The 15,667-nt window shown below is 48.4% G+C and carries 15 protein-coding genes; 2 read left to right on the top strand and 13 right to left on the bottom strand.

Going from position 1 to position 15,667, the window contains the following annotated elements:
• Window positions 1-200 precede the first annotated feature (200 nt).
• From DWZ45_RS14270 to DWZ45_RS14250, 5 genes are all read right to left on the bottom strand, one after another.
• Window positions 201-1,154 (bottom strand): L-lactate dehydrogenase, encoded by a 954-nt coding sequence (locus tag DWZ45_RS14270; RefSeq protein ID WP_022359991.1) that lies wholly within the window; start codon window positions 1,152-1,154, stop codon window positions 201-203.
• 479 nt (window positions 1,155-1,633) lie between these two features.
• On the bottom strand, window positions 1,634-2,278 hold the full coding sequence (locus DWZ45_RS14265) for a cysteine hydrolase (protein WP_022359990.1): 645 nt from the start codon (window positions 2,276-2,278) through the stop codon (window positions 1,634-1,636).
• A 17-nt stretch (window positions 2,279-2,295) separates the two neighbouring features.
• The gene (locus DWZ45_RS14260; protein WP_022359989.1) at window positions 2,296-3,624 is read right to left on the bottom strand and encodes a TRAP transporter large permease; all 1,329 of its coding nucleotides are present in this window, start codon (window positions 3,622-3,624) and stop codon (window positions 2,296-2,298) included.
• A complete protein-coding gene (locus DWZ45_RS14255; RefSeq protein WP_107000625.1) occupies window positions 3,621-4,154 on the bottom strand; it encodes a TRAP transporter small permease in 534 nt (177 codons plus the stop codon). Before DWZ45_RS14255 ends, DWZ45_RS14260 begins: the two co-directional genes overlap by 4 nt.
• Before the next feature lie 140 nt (window positions 4,155-4,294).
• Window positions 4,295-5,419, bottom strand: a complete 1,125-nt coding sequence (locus tag DWZ45_RS14250) for a C4-dicarboxylate TRAP transporter substrate-binding protein (protein WP_227589777.1) — start codon at window positions 5,417-5,419, stop codon at window positions 4,295-4,297.
• A gap of 288 nt (window positions 5,420-5,707) precedes the next feature.
• Here DWZ45_RS14250 and DWZ45_RS14245 point away from each other — a divergent pair, with 288 nt between their 5' ends.
• Entirely contained in the window at window positions 5,708-6,367 is a 660-nt protein-coding gene (locus DWZ45_RS14245; protein WP_107000626.1) for a GntR family transcriptional regulator, read from the top strand.
• Between the two features lie 104 nt (window positions 6,368-6,471).
• Here the strand turns inward: DWZ45_RS14245 and DWZ45_RS14240 are convergent, their stop codons facing one another.
• The 3 genes from DWZ45_RS14240 to DWZ45_RS14230 are packed head-to-tail and all read right to left on the bottom strand — an operon-like array spanning window position 6,472 to window position 9,151.
• Window positions 6,472-7,062 (bottom strand): class II aldolase/adducin family protein, encoded by a 591-nt coding sequence (locus DWZ45_RS14240; RefSeq protein WP_118469512.1) that lies wholly within the window; start codon window positions 7,060-7,062, stop codon window positions 6,472-6,474.
• A complete protein-coding gene (locus DWZ45_RS14235; RefSeq protein ID WP_118469511.1) occupies window positions 7,059-8,303 on the bottom strand; it encodes a Tm-1-like ATP-binding domain-containing protein in 1,245 nt (414 codons plus the stop codon). The genes DWZ45_RS14240 and DWZ45_RS14235 overlap by 4 nt, the downstream gene beginning before the upstream one ends.
• Window positions 8,304-8,347: 44 nt before the next feature.
• Window positions 8,348-9,151, bottom strand: coding sequence for an N-acyl homoserine lactonase family protein (locus DWZ45_RS14230; protein ID WP_118469510.1), 804 nt, complete (start codon window positions 9,149-9,151; stop codon window positions 8,348-8,350).
• A 202-nt stretch (window positions 9,152-9,353) separates the two neighbouring features.
• On the opposite strand from DWZ45_RS14230, the gene DWZ45_RS14225 reads away from it, so the two are divergent.
• A complete protein-coding gene (locus DWZ45_RS14225) occupies window positions 9,354-10,505 on the top strand; it encodes a glycerate kinase (protein WP_118469509.1) in 1,152 nt (383 codons plus the stop codon).
• 160 nt (window positions 10,506-10,665) lie between these two features.
• Here the strand turns inward: DWZ45_RS14225 and DWZ45_RS14220 are convergent, their stop codons facing one another.
• The 5 genes from DWZ45_RS14220 to DWZ45_RS14200 all read right to left on the bottom strand — a co-directional run.
• Window positions 10,666-11,280, bottom strand: coding sequence for a DUF4125 family protein (locus DWZ45_RS14220; RefSeq protein WP_118469508.1), 615 nt, complete (start codon window positions 11,278-11,280; stop codon window positions 10,666-10,668).
• A gap of 108 nt (window positions 11,281-11,388) precedes the next feature.
• Window positions 11,389-12,369 (bottom strand): DUF4037 domain-containing protein, encoded by a 981-nt coding sequence (locus DWZ45_RS14215; RefSeq protein WP_118469507.1) that lies wholly within the window; start codon window positions 12,367-12,369, stop codon window positions 11,389-11,391.
• Between the two features lie 147 nt (window positions 12,370-12,516).
• The gene (locus tag DWZ45_RS14210) at window positions 12,517-13,407 is read right to left on the bottom strand and encodes a tetratricopeptide repeat protein (protein WP_118469506.1); all 891 of its coding nucleotides are present in this window, start codon (window positions 13,405-13,407) and stop codon (window positions 12,517-12,519) included.
• Between the two features lie 328 nt (window positions 13,408-13,735).
• Window positions 13,736-14,377 carry a hypothetical protein gene (locus tag DWZ45_RS14205; protein WP_022359975.1) on the bottom strand — a complete coding sequence of 214 codons (642 nt, stop codon included), beginning with the start codon at window positions 14,375-14,377 and terminating at the stop codon, window positions 13,736-13,738.
• A 330-nt stretch (window positions 14,378-14,707) separates the two neighbouring features.
• On the bottom strand, window positions 14,708-15,667 hold a 960-nt coding region (locus DWZ45_RS14200), incomplete at its 5' end, for an RNA-guided endonuclease TnpB family protein (protein ID WP_118469514.1).

Raw genomic sequence — 15,667 nt, 5'->3', positions numbered from 1 at the left:
ACCATCAAAGGATGAGAATTATTATACTATTTGCATTGTGCAGATATGCACACTCCTGCGCTTTCATCTCGGTAATTGAATTGCCGAGGATTCCCGCTTATTGTCCTAAAAGATGGCCTTTACTGATAGAAAAGAATTTTATAGTAAAACCGATTGGTTCAGATGGGCTGCCGTGCCAATGTACGGCAGCCCATCTGGCATCATTCTATCAGCCCTTTCGCTACCTCTTTCAGTTTCTTAGCCGACTCCACCAGCTTCTCCGCCTCTTCCTCACTCAATGCAATCGGCACATGCGTCTCCACACCCCCGATTCCCACGATCGCCGGCATACTCAGCGTGATGTCTTCGATGCCGTACTCCCCGTGCATCATCGCAGACACCGGCAGAATCGAGCGCTCATTGCGGACGATACACTCGCAGATACGTTTTACCGACATCGCAATTCCGTAATACGTCGCCTGTTTTTTCGAAATAATCTCGTAAGCACTGTTTTTGACCTTCTCCGCGATCGCGTCCATCGCCGCATCGTGGTTAAAATGCCCGCGCATCTCGCAGAAATCGTTCAGCGGAATGCCCGATACATTCGTACTGCTCCATGCCGCGATCTCGCTGTCCCCGTGCTCACCGATGATAAACGAATGTACACTCCGGCTGTCCACGCCCAGGTGTTCGCCCAGCGCATATTTAAGCCGTGCCGTGTCAAGCACCGTACCCGAACCGAGCACCCGGTTCTCCGGCAGCCCGCTCAGTTTCAATGCCACATACGTCAAAATATCTACCGGATTCGATACGATCAGCAGAATCCCGCCAAAATCGCGTTTTACAATCTCCGGGATGATACTCTGATAAATTGCCGTATTCTTCTGCACCAGGTCAAGCCGCGTCTCCCCCGGCTTCTGGTTCGCCCCCGCTGTGATAATGATGATCGCCGCGTCCGCCGCGTCGTCATACGTGCCCGCGTAGATCTTCATCTGCCCTGCAAACGGAATCCCGTGCGCGATATCCTTCGCCTCGCCGTCCGCCTTTTCCATATTCACATCTAACAGAACCAGCTCGGAAAATAACCGGCTCTGCATCAGTGTAAATGCCGTTGCTGAACCCACAAATCCGCACCCGATGACTGCCGCTTTTCTTGGATTTACCTCTCTGCTCATACGCTCATTTCTCCTTTTTTCTCCGGCTTATACTGCATGTCCATATTTCTAGCATCCACTCTCTGCATATGGACAAGCATGCCTCTAGTCTCTCCTGCCATTCATATGTATTGTGCCGCTTACAAGAAGGAGTATACATGCTTTGGGACATTTTTTCAGTTGTTTTAACAACGAAAATAGAAACTACAACACTTTCTGATCATCCGATGACAATGTGATCTACCAACAAAGAGGCGTTTCCATCATGTATTTTTCCGTACAGTCCCGCTGCTTCGATTCTGCCGAAATCTATTTTCACTTTGCATCACAGCAGGCAGAGTTCTTCGTAACTATCTTATTTATGTAAAATTGAATAAAAACATGTAAAATCAACATTTTCATCGATAGACAAAAAAAGTCCCACGAAACTGCTACTTCCGGCAATCCCGTGGGATGTTTTCGTTTTTTTATTTCAAAGCTCTGCCACGCTCACATTCTGGCTACTCCAGCGCCTCCAGAAATTCCTCATGGTTCATGACTTTTCCAATCTTCGGGAAAATCCATTTTTCACAGAAATCCTGCTCTTCCTGCGTATCGGTCGCGGTGCAGTCGTTGATGACGATGACACGGTAGCCCTTATCATACGCCGAACGCGCCGATGACTCTACACACCAGTCGGTATGGAAACCAGTAAATGCTACATACTCGATCTCATTTGCCCGTAGATAATAGTCCAAACCAGTCGAATGGAACGCGTCTAGCGTTTTCTTGCCTTCAACCACCACATCACCCGGCTGCGGAGTCAATTCTTTGATAATCTCCGGTCCCGGTGTGCCGCGCAGCCATGCGCCGGTTCCCCAGTCTGCTTCCATATCCATCTCGATTCCACGCAGACCCTCACACGCCGGACCACCCTTTTTCAGCTCTGGAAATCCCGGATCAAACGGATGGAACGGGCAGTAAAAGATTTTTGCCACCTGACCTCGCGCCTTCTCCAGTAAATCCTGAAGATTGGCGATGACATGACGCTCGGCGAGCTGCTCCTTGATGTGGGCGTACATCGTTCCGCCCTCGGACAAGAAGTCATTCTGCGGTTCAATCAAAACAATCGCAACTTTCTCTTTCGGAATCTTAATCTGTGCCATACACTTCTCCTTTCCTATTACATCGCATTCGGCAGGAATAATACAATCTGCGGAATGAAAATACAAATCAAATCGACAATAATGATCGCTGCCAAGAACCACATCGAACCGGCGAAAATCTCGTTGACTGTGATCCCCTCCATGCCATCCATTCCGTACAGGGACGATTTAACGGTAAATACGTTCATGCCAAACGGAGGCGTAATCATACCGGTTTCAATCGCAATGATCATAACCAGACCGAACCATACTAAGTCATAGCCTAAATCTGCCATAATCGGGCACATCAGAGGCGTCGTTAAAAGCAGAATCGAAGTAGAATCCAGGATACATCCCAGTACCATCAGAATCAGGATAAATAATAAAACGATTCCGATCGGCGGGATGCTGAAACCTTCTACCAGATCCCGGAGTACATTGATGACACCGCACATGGACAACGTCTTGGAATATGTGGATGCCGATACCAGAAGAATCAGGACGCTGCCGGAGGTTGAACCTGCCGATAAAAGCGTCTCCCAGAACTCCTTGCGGTTGAATCGCTTCCGGAAAATCACAATCAGGAAAGCGCCGAACGCACCGACTCCGCCTGCTTCCGTCGGAGTGAAGAATCCACACCAGATACCTCCGAGAGAGATGATAATCAGAAGAACAATCGGCCACGGACGCAGCACAATTTTCCAGAAATTTTCTTTTTCATACTCAGTCAGCTCCTCTACCTCCGGAATATAATCCGGTTTGATATGTGCGACCGTCAAAATGACGATGATAAATGCGATCGTCATCAGAATACCCGGCATAACCGCCGCCACAAACAACTTGCCGATCGATACGTCCGCCTGCGAGCCGTAGACAATCATCAGAAGACTCGGAGGAATCAACATACCTAAGATCGCAGAGCCAGAGATCGTTCCCAGCGCGATCTTACGGTTATATTTCAGACGAAGCATCTGCGGAAGTGCAATTTTCGTAAAAACAGCCGCTGACGCAACCGTAACACCTGTGATAGCTGCGAAAATCGCATTGGCGATAACCGTCGCGATTCCGACGCCGCCCCGGACTTTCTTTAATAAAAGGCTGGCTGAATCATACAAATCCTGGCTGGCGCCGGATAAGTTCGCCAGAAGTCCCATCAAGACAAACAGCGGAATAACGCCGAACATATACTGCCGGACCGCGCCCCACGCCGACTGGCTTAGCACGTTCATCGCTGTTGAAAAACGTCCCGTGAAAAGGAATACACTGAGCACACTGGTAAACATCAGGGATGTGCTCAGATGAACACCAAAGAAAATCAGCGCCAGCAAAAGAATCAGTGAAAGTGCTGCTACTGCTCCTGTACTCATTCTGCCTTCCCCCCTTCTGCAAAGCTTTTTCCTGTAACTAATTCATACGTATACTTTATAATCTGGTTGATAAATTCCAGAATCATCAGCGCGGAACCGAATATAATGGAAAAACGCCCCGGAACCGTTGTGATACGGACCGATCCGGCTATCTCCGCTTCATGAATCGAAATTGCATTTAACAGATTTCCCCAGCTTGCCCGGATAATAAATGCATACACCAAAACACCAATCAGCGCTGCTACAATATCGATCACATGTTTTCCCTTTACACCGACCTTATCATACAGCATAGTTGTCCGGACATGGGCTCCCTTAACTGCTACATACGGAATCTCCAGAAAACATACGATAATGATAATGCTGCTGACAATTTCCGCCGTTCCCGCGAACGGTTTATTTAATATCAATCGGCTTAGAACGTCCGCTGTAATCAGAATCATGATTCCAAATACTGAGATCGCTGCAATTCCATCCATAATACTCAAAAAACGTTCCAGACACCGATCTAATTTTCTAAGGACTGACATATCATCCCACCTTTTCTCTCTTCTGTCTGTTCTTTCTCTGTCTTTCTGAACACATCGGGACATACCTTCGCTGTATGTCCCGATGCACTTTTCACACGGCTCACACTCTCCTCTGCGACAAGCCGCTCCCTTCAATTTTCTTACTCGCTGATCTTCCAGTCGCGTACTCTCTCTACACCCTGAGATTCCAGAATCTCATAATAATCTTCCACGATCTCGGAACCATTGTACCCAGCGTCGTCAAGGCTCTTTACCAGACCATTGACAACATCCGGAAGACTTGCTGCCCATTTTTCCTGCTCTTCACGGCTCAGAGTTGTAACGGTACAGCCCTGCTCTTCCAGTGCTTTGATATCTTCTTCGTGAATCGTATTGATATACTCAGACTCATAGTCCAGATAGCCCTCGCCAACCTCGGAAATGATGTTCTGTACATCCTCCGGCAGGTCATTCCAGGTATCCATATTGACAGTAATTGCATTGAACGGAACTACGTTGAAGTTTGCGTCCAGATAATACGGCGCTACCTCATATACCTTTAAGTTGACACAGGAATGGGTCGGCTGAATCGTCGCCTGACATACATTCGTCTGTAAGTTCTGATAGGTATCATTTAAGGAAGTCTGGACGCCGACTGCACCAGAGCCCTCGATCCAGGAGAGGTTGATGCCTGCCGCGCCGATCTTCATTCCGTTTACATCTTCCAGAGACTTAACTTCTTTCGTGCTGAAGAATCCATACGGATCCGATACACCGATTCCGACGAACTTCTGGTTGTAGCTGTCTTCATAAATCGAAGTGAATTCCGGATATTTCTCATACATCTGTTTGATCGTCTCTGCCACAATCAGCGGATCGGAGCAGGAGAACGGCATACTGTAAACCATATCCTGTAACGGAAGTCTGGATGCCTCAAATACAAGAATCGTACATCCGATATCGACCAGACCATCCTGCACGCCCTGCAACTCATTTCCCAGGGAGATAACAGAACCGCCGTAGGATTTAACCCAGTCGATCTCATAATTTGTCTCTTCACTGACTCTCTCCGATACATTTTTCACAAAATAATCTTCCAGCGCTGTGATCCATGGGTTGGATTCCGAATGTCCGGATCCAATTCGAAGTGTAATCTTTTCTTTTCCGCTGGTTGCTTCTGCCTGTTTTTTATCGCCGCCTGTTGTACTGTCTGTTTTCGCAGATGAACTTCCACCGCATCCCGTCATTGCCGTCATTGCCATTATCGCTGCTAAACCTAATGCCACAAATCGTCTTCTCCTCATGTTCCTTCTTCCTTTCTTTTTCTCTTTTTCACGTTCTGCGTTTCTTTTTTGTTTCGCTTCTCCGTTGGACACCGGATATTGGATACAATTTGATACTATTACTCTAACACCACCTGTCTGTTTTGTCAATAAACTTTCTTATATAAACATCATTCTGTACAGTTTAAACAATATTTTAGTTTCTGATTGGATACATTATCCAATTTTATTGCTATTCCTTTTCTTTTCGGTTATAATAATCATAAAGAAATTTAAAAGGAGCCATGGTTTATGGATCAGACACAACCAATTATTCAATATACAACCGTTTCCGACTCAGTCTATCTCTGGGTCAAAAATGCAATTATTCAAGGTGAGTTTAAGCCAGGCGAACATATCGCCCAGGAACGCCTCACCAAAACACTTGGAGTCAGCCGCACCCCGGTCCGCGACGCAATCAAACGTCTGGAAGCAGAGGGACTTTTGATCACGAAACCGCACTGTGGGGCAGTCGTATTCCAGCTCTCCAAGGAACGTCTGACGGAAATCTACGACATCCGTATCCTGATGGAGCAGTACTGCGCCGCCAGAACCTGTATCAGGGCAAGTGATGACGATATCCGCCAATTGGAAGAGATTAGTTTAAAAATGCTCGATTTTTCCAATAATTCGAAGGAATTTATGCAGCTGGACCGCCAGTTTCACACCCGGTTCTGTGAGCTCTCCGGCTGCGACGACACCGTTGAGATCCTGCAGGGACTCTGGAATAAATGTGATTCCTTCAAATCCATCTACTACTCTCTGGAGGGACGCATCAACGATACTCTGTCCGAGCATGCAAAGATCATCCAGGGACTGAAAAACCGCGATATCGACGCCACCAAACAGGCGATCTACGGTCATCTGAAAGATGTTGTCGAATGTGTTGGACGCCAAGCCAATTTTTCTTAAAGACAAAACACCTACCAAGCATCGACAGCCGTATAATTACAAAAGGCGATGAGCGCAGTTCCTGTCTCTCTGCGTTCACCGCCTATTACTTTTTTCTGCTTTTCTTATCTACCCGCCAACAGCGAAATCTGCGCCGTCTCCTCGACAAGTTCCGCCAGATAAGCTGCCTCGCGCATCGTCCCTGCCACCGTCACCTGACCGTGACCGCGCAGAAGGAATGCATTCATCTCTTTATTTTTCCGGAACTCTTCCAGAATCATCGGGAAATATTCCTTCGGAACGGCATACGAATGGGTGTCAAACACCGGCACATTTCCGCCCAGCTTCATTTCCGAATGGTGCGTCGAAAAATCAAGCGTCTCATGCTTATCCGCCCATGCAGTCGCATATGGGGAATGGCAGTGCATGATCGCGCACACCTCCGGGAGCTCCCGGTAGATCGCACCGTGCAAAAGAGCTTCTTTGGATGGTTTCCGATTGCCCTCAATCAAGTTTCCGTCAAAATCCGTCACAACAATTGTGTCCGCGCACACCTCGTCAAACGCCACATCCGTCGCCTTCACAAGCATCCAGTCATGCCCTGGCGCACGCATACTCAGATTTCCGCCGTTGCTCATCTGATAGCGGAGCTGATAAAATTTGTGAGCCGCCTGTTCCATCGCATCTCTCAGCTCTTTGTATTCCTGATATTTCATGCGCTCTCCTTTCTGCTGCCCTCCGCTTCATTCAGCAGCGCTTCCATCTCCTGTGCGCAGATATCCGCAAATTCAGGATCACAGAAATTCAGATCATACGCTTTAAACACTATCTCCGGCTTCAGATCCGCCTCGAAAATCTGACGCATCTTCTGAATTGTCTCCGGTTTATAGAAAAATTCACCCGGATAACTCATTGTCCGCAGTCCCCCCATCGGGAGAATGACCTCCGTTTTTCCCTTAGAACGATTCAGCCGTTCCACGATCGTGTGTGTAATATCCAGAATTTCGCTCTCATACAGGCGCGTATGTGTTAAATCCTGATTATGCCATACGTACCCCCGATCTTCCTCATCTTTTAAAAGTTCCTCTTTCCTCAGACACGCAAAATCAATGCCACCCGGGCAGATCAGCGCCGGGATCCCCATCTCCGTTGCTGCACACAGGCGGTTATCCGCACCCTTGCTGTATCCGTAATCACCCAAATATTCCGCTGTCATCTCATGCAGTGAGAGATCCATAACGGCTGAAATAACGCCCTCGCGGATCATCGACTCCATCACCCGGCCGCCGATTCCGGTCGAATGGAAGCTGATCATCTTCCTGCCGAGCGCCGTCAGCTCGTCGGATGCCCGCATCACGGTATCATTCGTAATCCCCATAAGCGTTGTCGCGATATATTTTTCCCCATGTGTATCGATCCGTTTTCCCCCATATGTCACCATGCCAATCAGGGCGCTGACTGTATTTCCCAACACCGCCTCATTAACAGGGTTCATACCGGCAAAATCAACGATCGACGGAACCACCATGATATCTTTGTCGCCCACAACCGTGTCAAAATACCGGTATCCGCTGGCGATCGTGGAACAGATAATCTTCGGAAATCCGATCGGAAGCAGGCGCAGCGCCGCAGAACACATGACCGTATTCTGCAGTCCGCCCATTCCCATCACGCCGTCAATCTTTTTCTCCCCGACGAGTTTTAACAGCATCTTGGAAATACTCTCCGTCATCGCTGCGATCGCACCGCTCTTGTCCATCGCGTGCACCTGCTCCCAGGTATAACCACCCATTGCCAGAATCTCCTCCCGGCTGACATCTGCGCGCATCGGAATATGCGGTCCCGTGCTGACATCGAGTATCAGCGGACTGTTTCCGCTCATTTTTATTTTTTTCTGTACAAACTGTACTTCATGATATTTCGTGTCACAGCTTGCAATTACCCCAACCACTGCCATTTTCTCGAAGTCTCACGAACTTCTTCTTTCACCTGCCTTTCGTCTTAAAGACCAAGGATCGGTGTTTTCGAAACCCGATCTAACATCTCGCGGTCATGACAGGTCAGAATCTTATCCAGACTCTCTGCCCGGGCTTTGATAAGTTCGATGCTCTTCCAGGCGGAGACAATATCTGAAAACCGGTTCGGAGGCGTAATATCATAATGAATCTCTTCAATCGGTTTCGTATTATCCATAATGAAAATTGCATCACCGCAGCAAATATATCTGCCCGCTGCCGTGTCGATCTCAACCGACTGATGCCCGATGGAATGTCCCGGCGTCTCAAATACGCGCACGCCCGGCATGATCTCTGCCTCGCCTTCTAGCAGTTCCATCTTGATTCCCTCAAATGGGCGGGTAATGCCAAGCTGCGGCGCCTCGTATGATTTGTAATAGAGCGGGATTGGATCCATCGCAAATTCGTATTCCTTCTTGTTTACATAAAATTTCGCATTCGTGAATTTATCCATATAGAAGCAATGATCCCAGTGCAGATGGGTAAACACTACAATATCAATATCCTCCGGTTTATATCCGATCTTTGCAAGCTGATCCGCGATCGCCATGCCCTCCGGCTGATATGATCCATGATGGTGGTATTTATCGGCGCGCTCTGTGTATGCCATGCCCGTATCCACAAGCAGCAGTTTGTCTCCGCCCTCTACCAGATACGTAAAAACTGGGTATTCTTCCTCCCGATCGGAAGCATCGGGATAATATGCCACCGTAGAATGGTGGTAAAGATACTGTTTCGGAATCATCGTCACGAAACCAGTGTTGATTGGTCTGATTGTTAAGTTACTCATATCGGTACCTCCTGTCGCTCGTCTGGCTATCTCAAACATGAGATAAATGCCAAATTTGTTTCTTAAAATGGAGCATCCAATATTGTATCCAGTGTCCAATAGTATTATAATAAAAAGAAGCATAGCTGTCAAGAAAAGTTTCAATTTCCATCTGAAAGTAACAATGAATCGGATCCAAAACACCAAAAAGGAGGAACCTCATATGAAAATTACGGTTGCAATCGATTCCCTGAAAGGAAGTCTGGCCTCGATGGAAGCCGGAAACGCCGCCAAAGGCGGCATTCTCCGCGTCTATCCCGAGGCAGAAGTCTTCGTGCGCCCTCTGGCAGATGGCGGCGAGGGAACCGTGGATGCCCTGACGGAAGGACTGGGCGGCAGGATCCGCACCATCTCCGTCTCCGATCCGCTCGGACGCCCCCTTCAAGCCGACTACGGGATTCTCACCTCACCGGGACAGGGCGAACCGCTTGCGGTGATCGAGATGGCTGCTGCCTCCGGACTTCCGCTCCTGGCTGCTGCGGAACGCAATCCACTCCGCACTACCACCTACGGTGTCGGAGAACTGATCCTTGACGCCATCCGCCAAGGCTGCCGGCGTTTCCTGATCGGCATCGGCGGCAGCGCCACCAACGATGGCGGACTCGGCATGCTCTCCGCGCTGGGATATCAATTTCTCAAAGAAGACGGAACGCCCGTCTCCCCGGGTGCCGCCGGACTGTCAGAGCTTTCTTCCATCCGTACCGGCTCCGTTCTTCCCGAACTGTCCGCGTGCAGCTTCCGGATCGCCTGCGATGTCACCAATCCGCTCTGCGGTCCAAATGGCTGCAGTGCCGTCTATGGTCCGCAAAAGGGCGCTTCCAGGGAAAATATCGTAAATATGGATCGCTGGATGCAGGCATACGCCGTCCTTACTGCCCGGCAATTTCCACACGCCGATCCAACGGTTCCCGGCACGGGTGCCGCCGGAGGTCTCGGATTTGCCTTTTTAAGCTATATGAACGCTGTCCTGGAACCGGGCGCCTCGATCGTGCTGGAAGAAACTTCTCTGGAATCGTTCATCCAGGACAGCGATATCGTCATCACCGGTGAGGGTCGTCTCGACGGACAGACTGCTATGGGAAAAGCCCCCATCGCCGTCGCCAGACTGGCTAAAAAATACGGCAAGCCCGTCTTCGCCTTCTCCGGCTGCGTCACCCCAGATGCCATCCAGTGTAACGATGCCGGAATCGACGCCTTTTTCCCAATTCTCCGCTCCATCTGCTCGCTGGAAGAAGCAATGGAACCGGCATCCGCCCGGAAGAATCTGAGCGATACGGTGGAACAGGTGATGCGGGTGGTTCGGCGGTTTTCGTAAAAATTAGGAACAAAGAATGTGCTGATATAAGAAAATCGGAGAGGAACTTTGATCATTCATTCTCTCCGATTTTTTTCAACTTACCTTGTATATTAGCTATTATACATTCACTCTTTCGAAATCATTGCCATAAATTTTCGAATATGCATCCTTCTAATTTTTATTTAGAGAGCGCCTTCTCCGCCGCATCCAGCCCCTCATATCCATATGCCTTCACTTCCGCCTCCATCGTCAGAAGTGCCAGACTCTTTCCTTCCTTTTTCAGTTCATTGATAAACTGCCAGTACGTATGCAGAGTGCTGTCCGAGTAAGTCCGCAGTTCTCCAAGCAGGTACGTCTGGAAGGAAGTATCATACGGCGTATCTTCAGAACTGTAGAGAAGCCGGTTTCCAGACGCCAGCACCGGATATTTCGCCTGGTACTCTTCCATCCAAGCAAGCTGCTGTTTCACGATCGCATCACTCCACTGTTCGCCCGCCAGCGTCGGATCAATCAGAAAATGATGCAGTTTCTTAAACTGCTCCGGTGCGGTGCTCGCCATCATCCACGCATATTTCTCCATTACCAGATTGCGCCCCTGCTCATGGGCGCGGTTCATATCCGCCAGCACGCAGTCGATGAGTTCCTCTGTCCACGGTGCAAAATGGCTTCGTCGCATGATAAAAAATGTCTCCGGATCGTCCTGACAAGAAGCACGTCCGCCCTCGTTATTAACTTTCTGAAAATCTTCCCACTCCATCTGAATCAGTTTCTCTATTTTCTCCTGTTTCGTCATACGCTGTCCTCCCTTTCGCTTGCCAGATCCCTTCCAAATCAATTTCCTGCATCTTTTCTTTCATTTACAGTCCATGCGCGTTCCCATTTTGATGTGTCTATCCGCGGCTTATCCTTCCATCACATGACATTTTTTCAGCTCCGGATCCTGAATCCGTTTCATGATCTCCCACGTGTGCGCTTCCAGAAATGCATTCCGGCTGTCAGTCAGTCCCTGTTTTCGCAGTTCCCCAACTACCGCCTGACAGATTTTCTCAATCCGACCCACACGCGGATCCAACTGGTTTACATAAGGATTCCATCCCGGGGGAAACGGCGGCTTCCACATCTCGCTCGTATCTCCCATCACCGAAAGCTCCCGGATTTTTTCCGCCACCTCCGGCAATATCTGAAATTTTTCCATTCCCCGGAACATCCACTTATAGTAAGGCATATACGTCCGGTTTAGTAAATAGACCATCGAAATCGCCTGCCGCACAAATTCATCGAGCGCCAGCATCGCCGCAACCGTATCCCCCCGCCGCATACAGCGGCCATAATTATACTGTCCCGACTGCGCCATTTTCGCTGCCCGCGCCGCGATCTTCTTGATCCGGACATCCTCTGGATAATACTTCCGAAGCTCCTCGCGGACCGCGGAAAATTCTCCCAGTCCGTCCTCAAAAACTGCCCCGCCTGTAACTGCCGCCAGCTTATCCTCCGGCAGATGCAGCCAGCGCATCCAGCTCCTTGGCGGCTGTTCCATCCCGATAAAACGGCTGTAAAATGCCCCTATCTCAAACACACCGACACGTCCGCCGCCCCGCGCACTTGTAAGCCGTGCCGGAATGCCCGCAAACTCCCCCGGCAAACGGTCGTAAGCATCCTGAAGCGCCTTCCCGTACTGGTTATAATCTTCCGCCGAAAGCCAGAGGTCAAAACCTGCCCCGAAATCGTGATCCTGCGATATCGCATCGTCAAATCCCAGGCATTCCGAACCTTCGCCCACCAGCCCCGCCGCCAGCCGCGGCAGAAGCTCTGGAAATTCCCGCTCCAGCATCGGACGCCCAACTTCTTCATAATATCGTTTTGCCAGTTCCAGTCCCTGCATCTGATCCCCCTACCTGATTTTATGGTTTTTTCTATTTCTACGTTTTCTCTATTTTCAGTATCTTTTTTTCATGCGCGTTTCTTGCACGCTTTTTATCAAATCTTCCATCTGAAAACTTTTCAAAAAACGCTTTTTTCTTGTCCTGTCTCAGAATTTCGCATCCTTGAACTGACAGCTCGCACAGTGGCTCGGGTTTCCGCCCTTGTCTTCCTTCTTGTCTGCAGCTCCGGTAATGCCTTTTTCTTCCTTTTCTTTTTTGAGCATCTCCAGATTCTGGCGGATCACCGCGCACGCATCGCTCTCGCCAAACCGGGACTGCGTTACCATCAGTGCTTTTTCCAGCAGCCCGATCGCCTGATCATAATTGCCGCGCCGCCATGCCAGCTCCCCGGCTGCTGCCAGCGCCGAACCAAAGTGTCCCGACTGCACGCCCTCCGGGGACGCATAAAAGGTCAGGCTTTCCTTTAACTCCTCGTCTGCCTCATCCAGCCGTTCCAGCGCCATCAAGGATAGCGCCCGGTTGACATGGGTCGTTGCCACCTCCGCCTTGCTGTTCTCCATCTTTTTAATCAGTTCCAGCGCCTTATCCAGCGATTCCAGCGCCTTTTCATGTTCCTCCTGTTCCTGATAAATCTGGCTGATATTATTGTAGAGACTTGCCATCTCATAGCCATCCGTTTTTCCAAGATTCTTAAAAATCGCTTCCGCCTCCCGGTACTGGGAAAGCGCTTTCTCCACATCTCCTGCCATCCGGCGCGCGGTTGCCGCATTTAAAAGTGTCGTTCCATGGTGGATCGAACCATCCAGTCCCATCCCCGCAATCAGGGACAGCGCCATATCCGCCATATCGACTGCCTGTGCAACCCGTCCGGTATTCCGGTAGAGTCCTTCCATCTCATTACACATCATCAGGCAGAGGCTTTTGTTCCCTGAATCCAGCCCTTCCTTCATCCAGCCCATCATTTTCTCTTCCGCTTCGTCCAGTTTTCCCTGTGCATAAAGGTGATCCAGTTCCTGAAACATCTGCTGTGTATCCATTTTTATCCCTCTTTCTTTCCCTTCTTTATTCTTGTTTCTGTTATTTTTTTCATTAATGTGCCTTGGCACCTTTGACACAAAAAGAGATACCGCAAAACCTTTTTCCCATCCCTCTGCTCCCCATCTTCTTATTTCTGACAGGTCAGTGCACGGATTCTGTGGTTTTGCGGTATCCACTATCTGTTCTCAAACCCTCTAAATCTATCTCTTTATCAACAATGATTTCTCTGCTGCCATGCAGCACCCGCATTCGGATCGCATTTCATCTCAACGATTCAGCTTTTACAAATCCTGTATTCATCAAACGAAGCAGCTTCCGATCGCTGCATCACCCCATCGGCGAATATCCAAACGTATTTACCAGCGCATCAATCTTCTTTCCTGCCTTGCAGAGCGGGCAGTCACGGTAATCTGAATACGTATAATCCGGTAAATCCTTCTTGCCAAAGACTGACTTGATCGGCACACCATCCAGCGAATCCATCGCACTGAAAATCGCCGATGCGCCCTGTAAGATACCACCGTAATACTGAATGCTCTCAACTGCCTTATTTAAGGTGCGTCCCGTCGTCACGGATGCCATCAGGATCATCACGTGTTTATCGCGGATCATCGGAATCAGGTTGTCACGGAAAATGATCTGGCTGTTGTTGTTGAACTCCGGGCTGATTACATAGATAGATTTGTGCGCGTTCGTCGAGAGAAAACCGCCCTTTGCCAGCTCCTCCGCCAGAAAAGCACCGATAACTTCCGTGCCCTCCATGCAGACAATCGTGTCGATCACGGTGTCATACAGATACATGCCAACCAGCGCCTGTGCAACTTCCTCCGCCTCTTTCGTTCTCGCTTTCAGGGTCGTCACATCAATGTAATAATTGATATGTGCATGGTTTGTTGCGAAATGTCCTGGACGAATCTTTAACGGTACTGTCGCTCCAGTTGTGTAGATCTTTGTATAACTTTTCTCCATAAAAACGCCCCCTTCTCCATCTAAATAGGTGTTCATAAATGTTTGAAACTGCTTCTAAAAGTTCCATGTTCACAGTCACTTCCATCCATGGATTGATACCCTTATTATACTAGAAAATGTGGCGTTTAACAAGATAAAATCTGTCATCATATGTATATTTTTTTATTTTTCTGTCTTTTCTCCAGGCATTTTTTACTCACAAACAGAACACACACCCGATACTAAGACTGTGAACTACTCGGTAACTAAGTTACCAGAGCATCTGAAATCTGGCGGGATACCGCCTTTTTTCAGGGTGCGTCCATGACACCACTACTGCTTACCTTTCGGCTATACAGCTACTTTTATTATTTCTGGATTCTTTAGTCCGGTTACGGACAGTTCTTTCTGTTTTCCGGATACGGAAAGATGTTTACGCAGGATATTAAATGCTCCTACTGCATCCGCATTATATCTTACTCCATCCGTTATATACATGCCACGCTCTTTTCTGTTTGATGCTTCTGCATATCTTTTTGATAGTTCTGGTGAAAACGGGCTGCACTGGCTGGTATAGCTTTCTTCCTGTTTTGTCAGTGATATTCCATACAGTTTTAGTTTATATTCCAACATGATATAAAGTTTATTATACGGCAGTCCGTGAAACTTCTGGTTTGTCTTGTGCCCTATATCTTTTCCTTTACGGATATTTCGGATATCTCCTATGATTACACAGCTTATCCTTTCTTTTTTACAGTATTCTGCAAGCCATCTGGTCACCTTATGAAGGTAATCCTTTACTGCGTTCTGTTTTTTCCGATAAATCCTTTTGATGTGTTTCGATGATCGGGGATATTTTATGCCGTTTTCCACCTGCTGTGCATACCATATTGATTGAACCCTGCTGATTTCTTTGTGAAAGTATCTTTCCAGCGAAAGATATTTTCTTCCTAGAATAAAACTCCTTCCATTTCCGGAATCATAACAGGTCATCAGATTATGAATTCCAAGATCAATTGATAAATAATGACCATTCAGGGAAAGCGGTTCTGGCTCTTTGATCTCATAAATAACGATAAGGTCACATTTTCCATCTTCCGGTGGATAGATCCGCAGCTGTTTTATGTGATCCATGTTCCTGAAAATCTTATTTTCAAGATATAGAAATTTTTCATGAATCCCGTAAGTTTCTTCCATATAGCTTTTCAGATCCTTTGACAGAGACAGCCGTAATTGGTCGGAACCTTTCTCGTGCCGAATTCCCATCTGCATGTAAGTGATCGGTATATTGTCCTGTTTAAATCGCGGAGG

The organism is Clostridium sp. AF32-7AC, assembly GCF_003477925.1.
Classification (GTDB): domain Bacteria; phylum Bacillota; class Clostridia; order Lachnospirales; family Lachnospiraceae; genus Otoolea; species Otoolea fessa.
Note: the sequence above shows the minus strand (reverse complement) of the source record. Positions and strands in the feature narration are given on the sequence as shown.

What these genes read in the sequence shown, in the direction of transcription:
- DWZ45_RS14265 (WP_022359990.1), bottom strand. Translation starts at nt 2,278, where the DNA reads ATGGCACAGATTAAGATTCCGAAAGAGAAAGTTGCGATTGTTTTGATT.
- DWZ45_RS14245 (WP_107000626.1), top strand. Translation starts at nt 5,708, where the DNA reads ATGGATCAGACACAACCAATTATTCAATATACAACCGTTTCCGACTCA.
- DWZ45_RS14225 (WP_118469509.1), top strand. Translation starts at nt 9,354, where the DNA reads ATGAAAATTACGGTTGCAATCGATTCCCTGAAAGGAAGTCTGGCCTCG.
- DWZ45_RS14270 (WP_022359991.1), bottom strand. Translation starts at nt 1,154, where the DNA reads ATGAGCAGAGAGGTAAATCCAAGAAAAGCGGCAGTCATCGGGTGCGGA.
- DWZ45_RS14220 (WP_118469508.1), bottom strand. Translation starts at nt 11,280, where the DNA reads ATGACGAAACAGGAGAAAATAGAGAAACTGATTCAGATGGAGTGGGAA.
- DWZ45_RS14260 (WP_022359989.1), bottom strand. Translation starts at nt 3,624, where the DNA reads ATGAGTACAGGAGCAGTAGCAGCACTTTCACTGATTCTTTTGCTGGCG.
- DWZ45_RS14215 (WP_118469507.1), bottom strand. Translation starts at nt 12,369, where the DNA reads ATGCAGGGACTGGAACTGGCAAAACGATATTATGAAGAAGTTGGGCGT.
- DWZ45_RS14230 (WP_118469510.1), bottom strand. Translation starts at nt 9,151, where the DNA reads ATGAGTAACTTAACAATCAGACCAATCAACACTGGTTTCGTGACGATG.
- DWZ45_RS14235 (WP_118469511.1), bottom strand. Translation starts at nt 8,303, where the DNA reads ATGGCAGTGGTTGGGGTAATTGCAAGCTGTGACACGAAATATCATGAA.
- DWZ45_RS14255 (WP_107000625.1), bottom strand. Translation starts at nt 4,154, where the DNA reads ATGTCAGTCCTTAGAAAATTAGATCGGTGTCTGGAACGTTTTTTGAGT.
- DWZ45_RS14210 (WP_118469506.1), bottom strand. Translation starts at nt 13,407, where the DNA reads ATGGATACACAGCAGATGTTTCAGGAACTGGATCACCTTTATGCACAG.
- DWZ45_RS14205 (WP_022359975.1), bottom strand. Translation starts at nt 14,377, where the DNA reads ATGGAGAAAAGTTATACAAAGATCTACACAACTGGAGCGACAGTACCG.
- DWZ45_RS14240 (WP_118469512.1), bottom strand. Translation starts at nt 7,062, where the DNA reads ATGAAATATCAGGAATACAAAGAGCTGAGAGATGCGATGGAACAGGCG.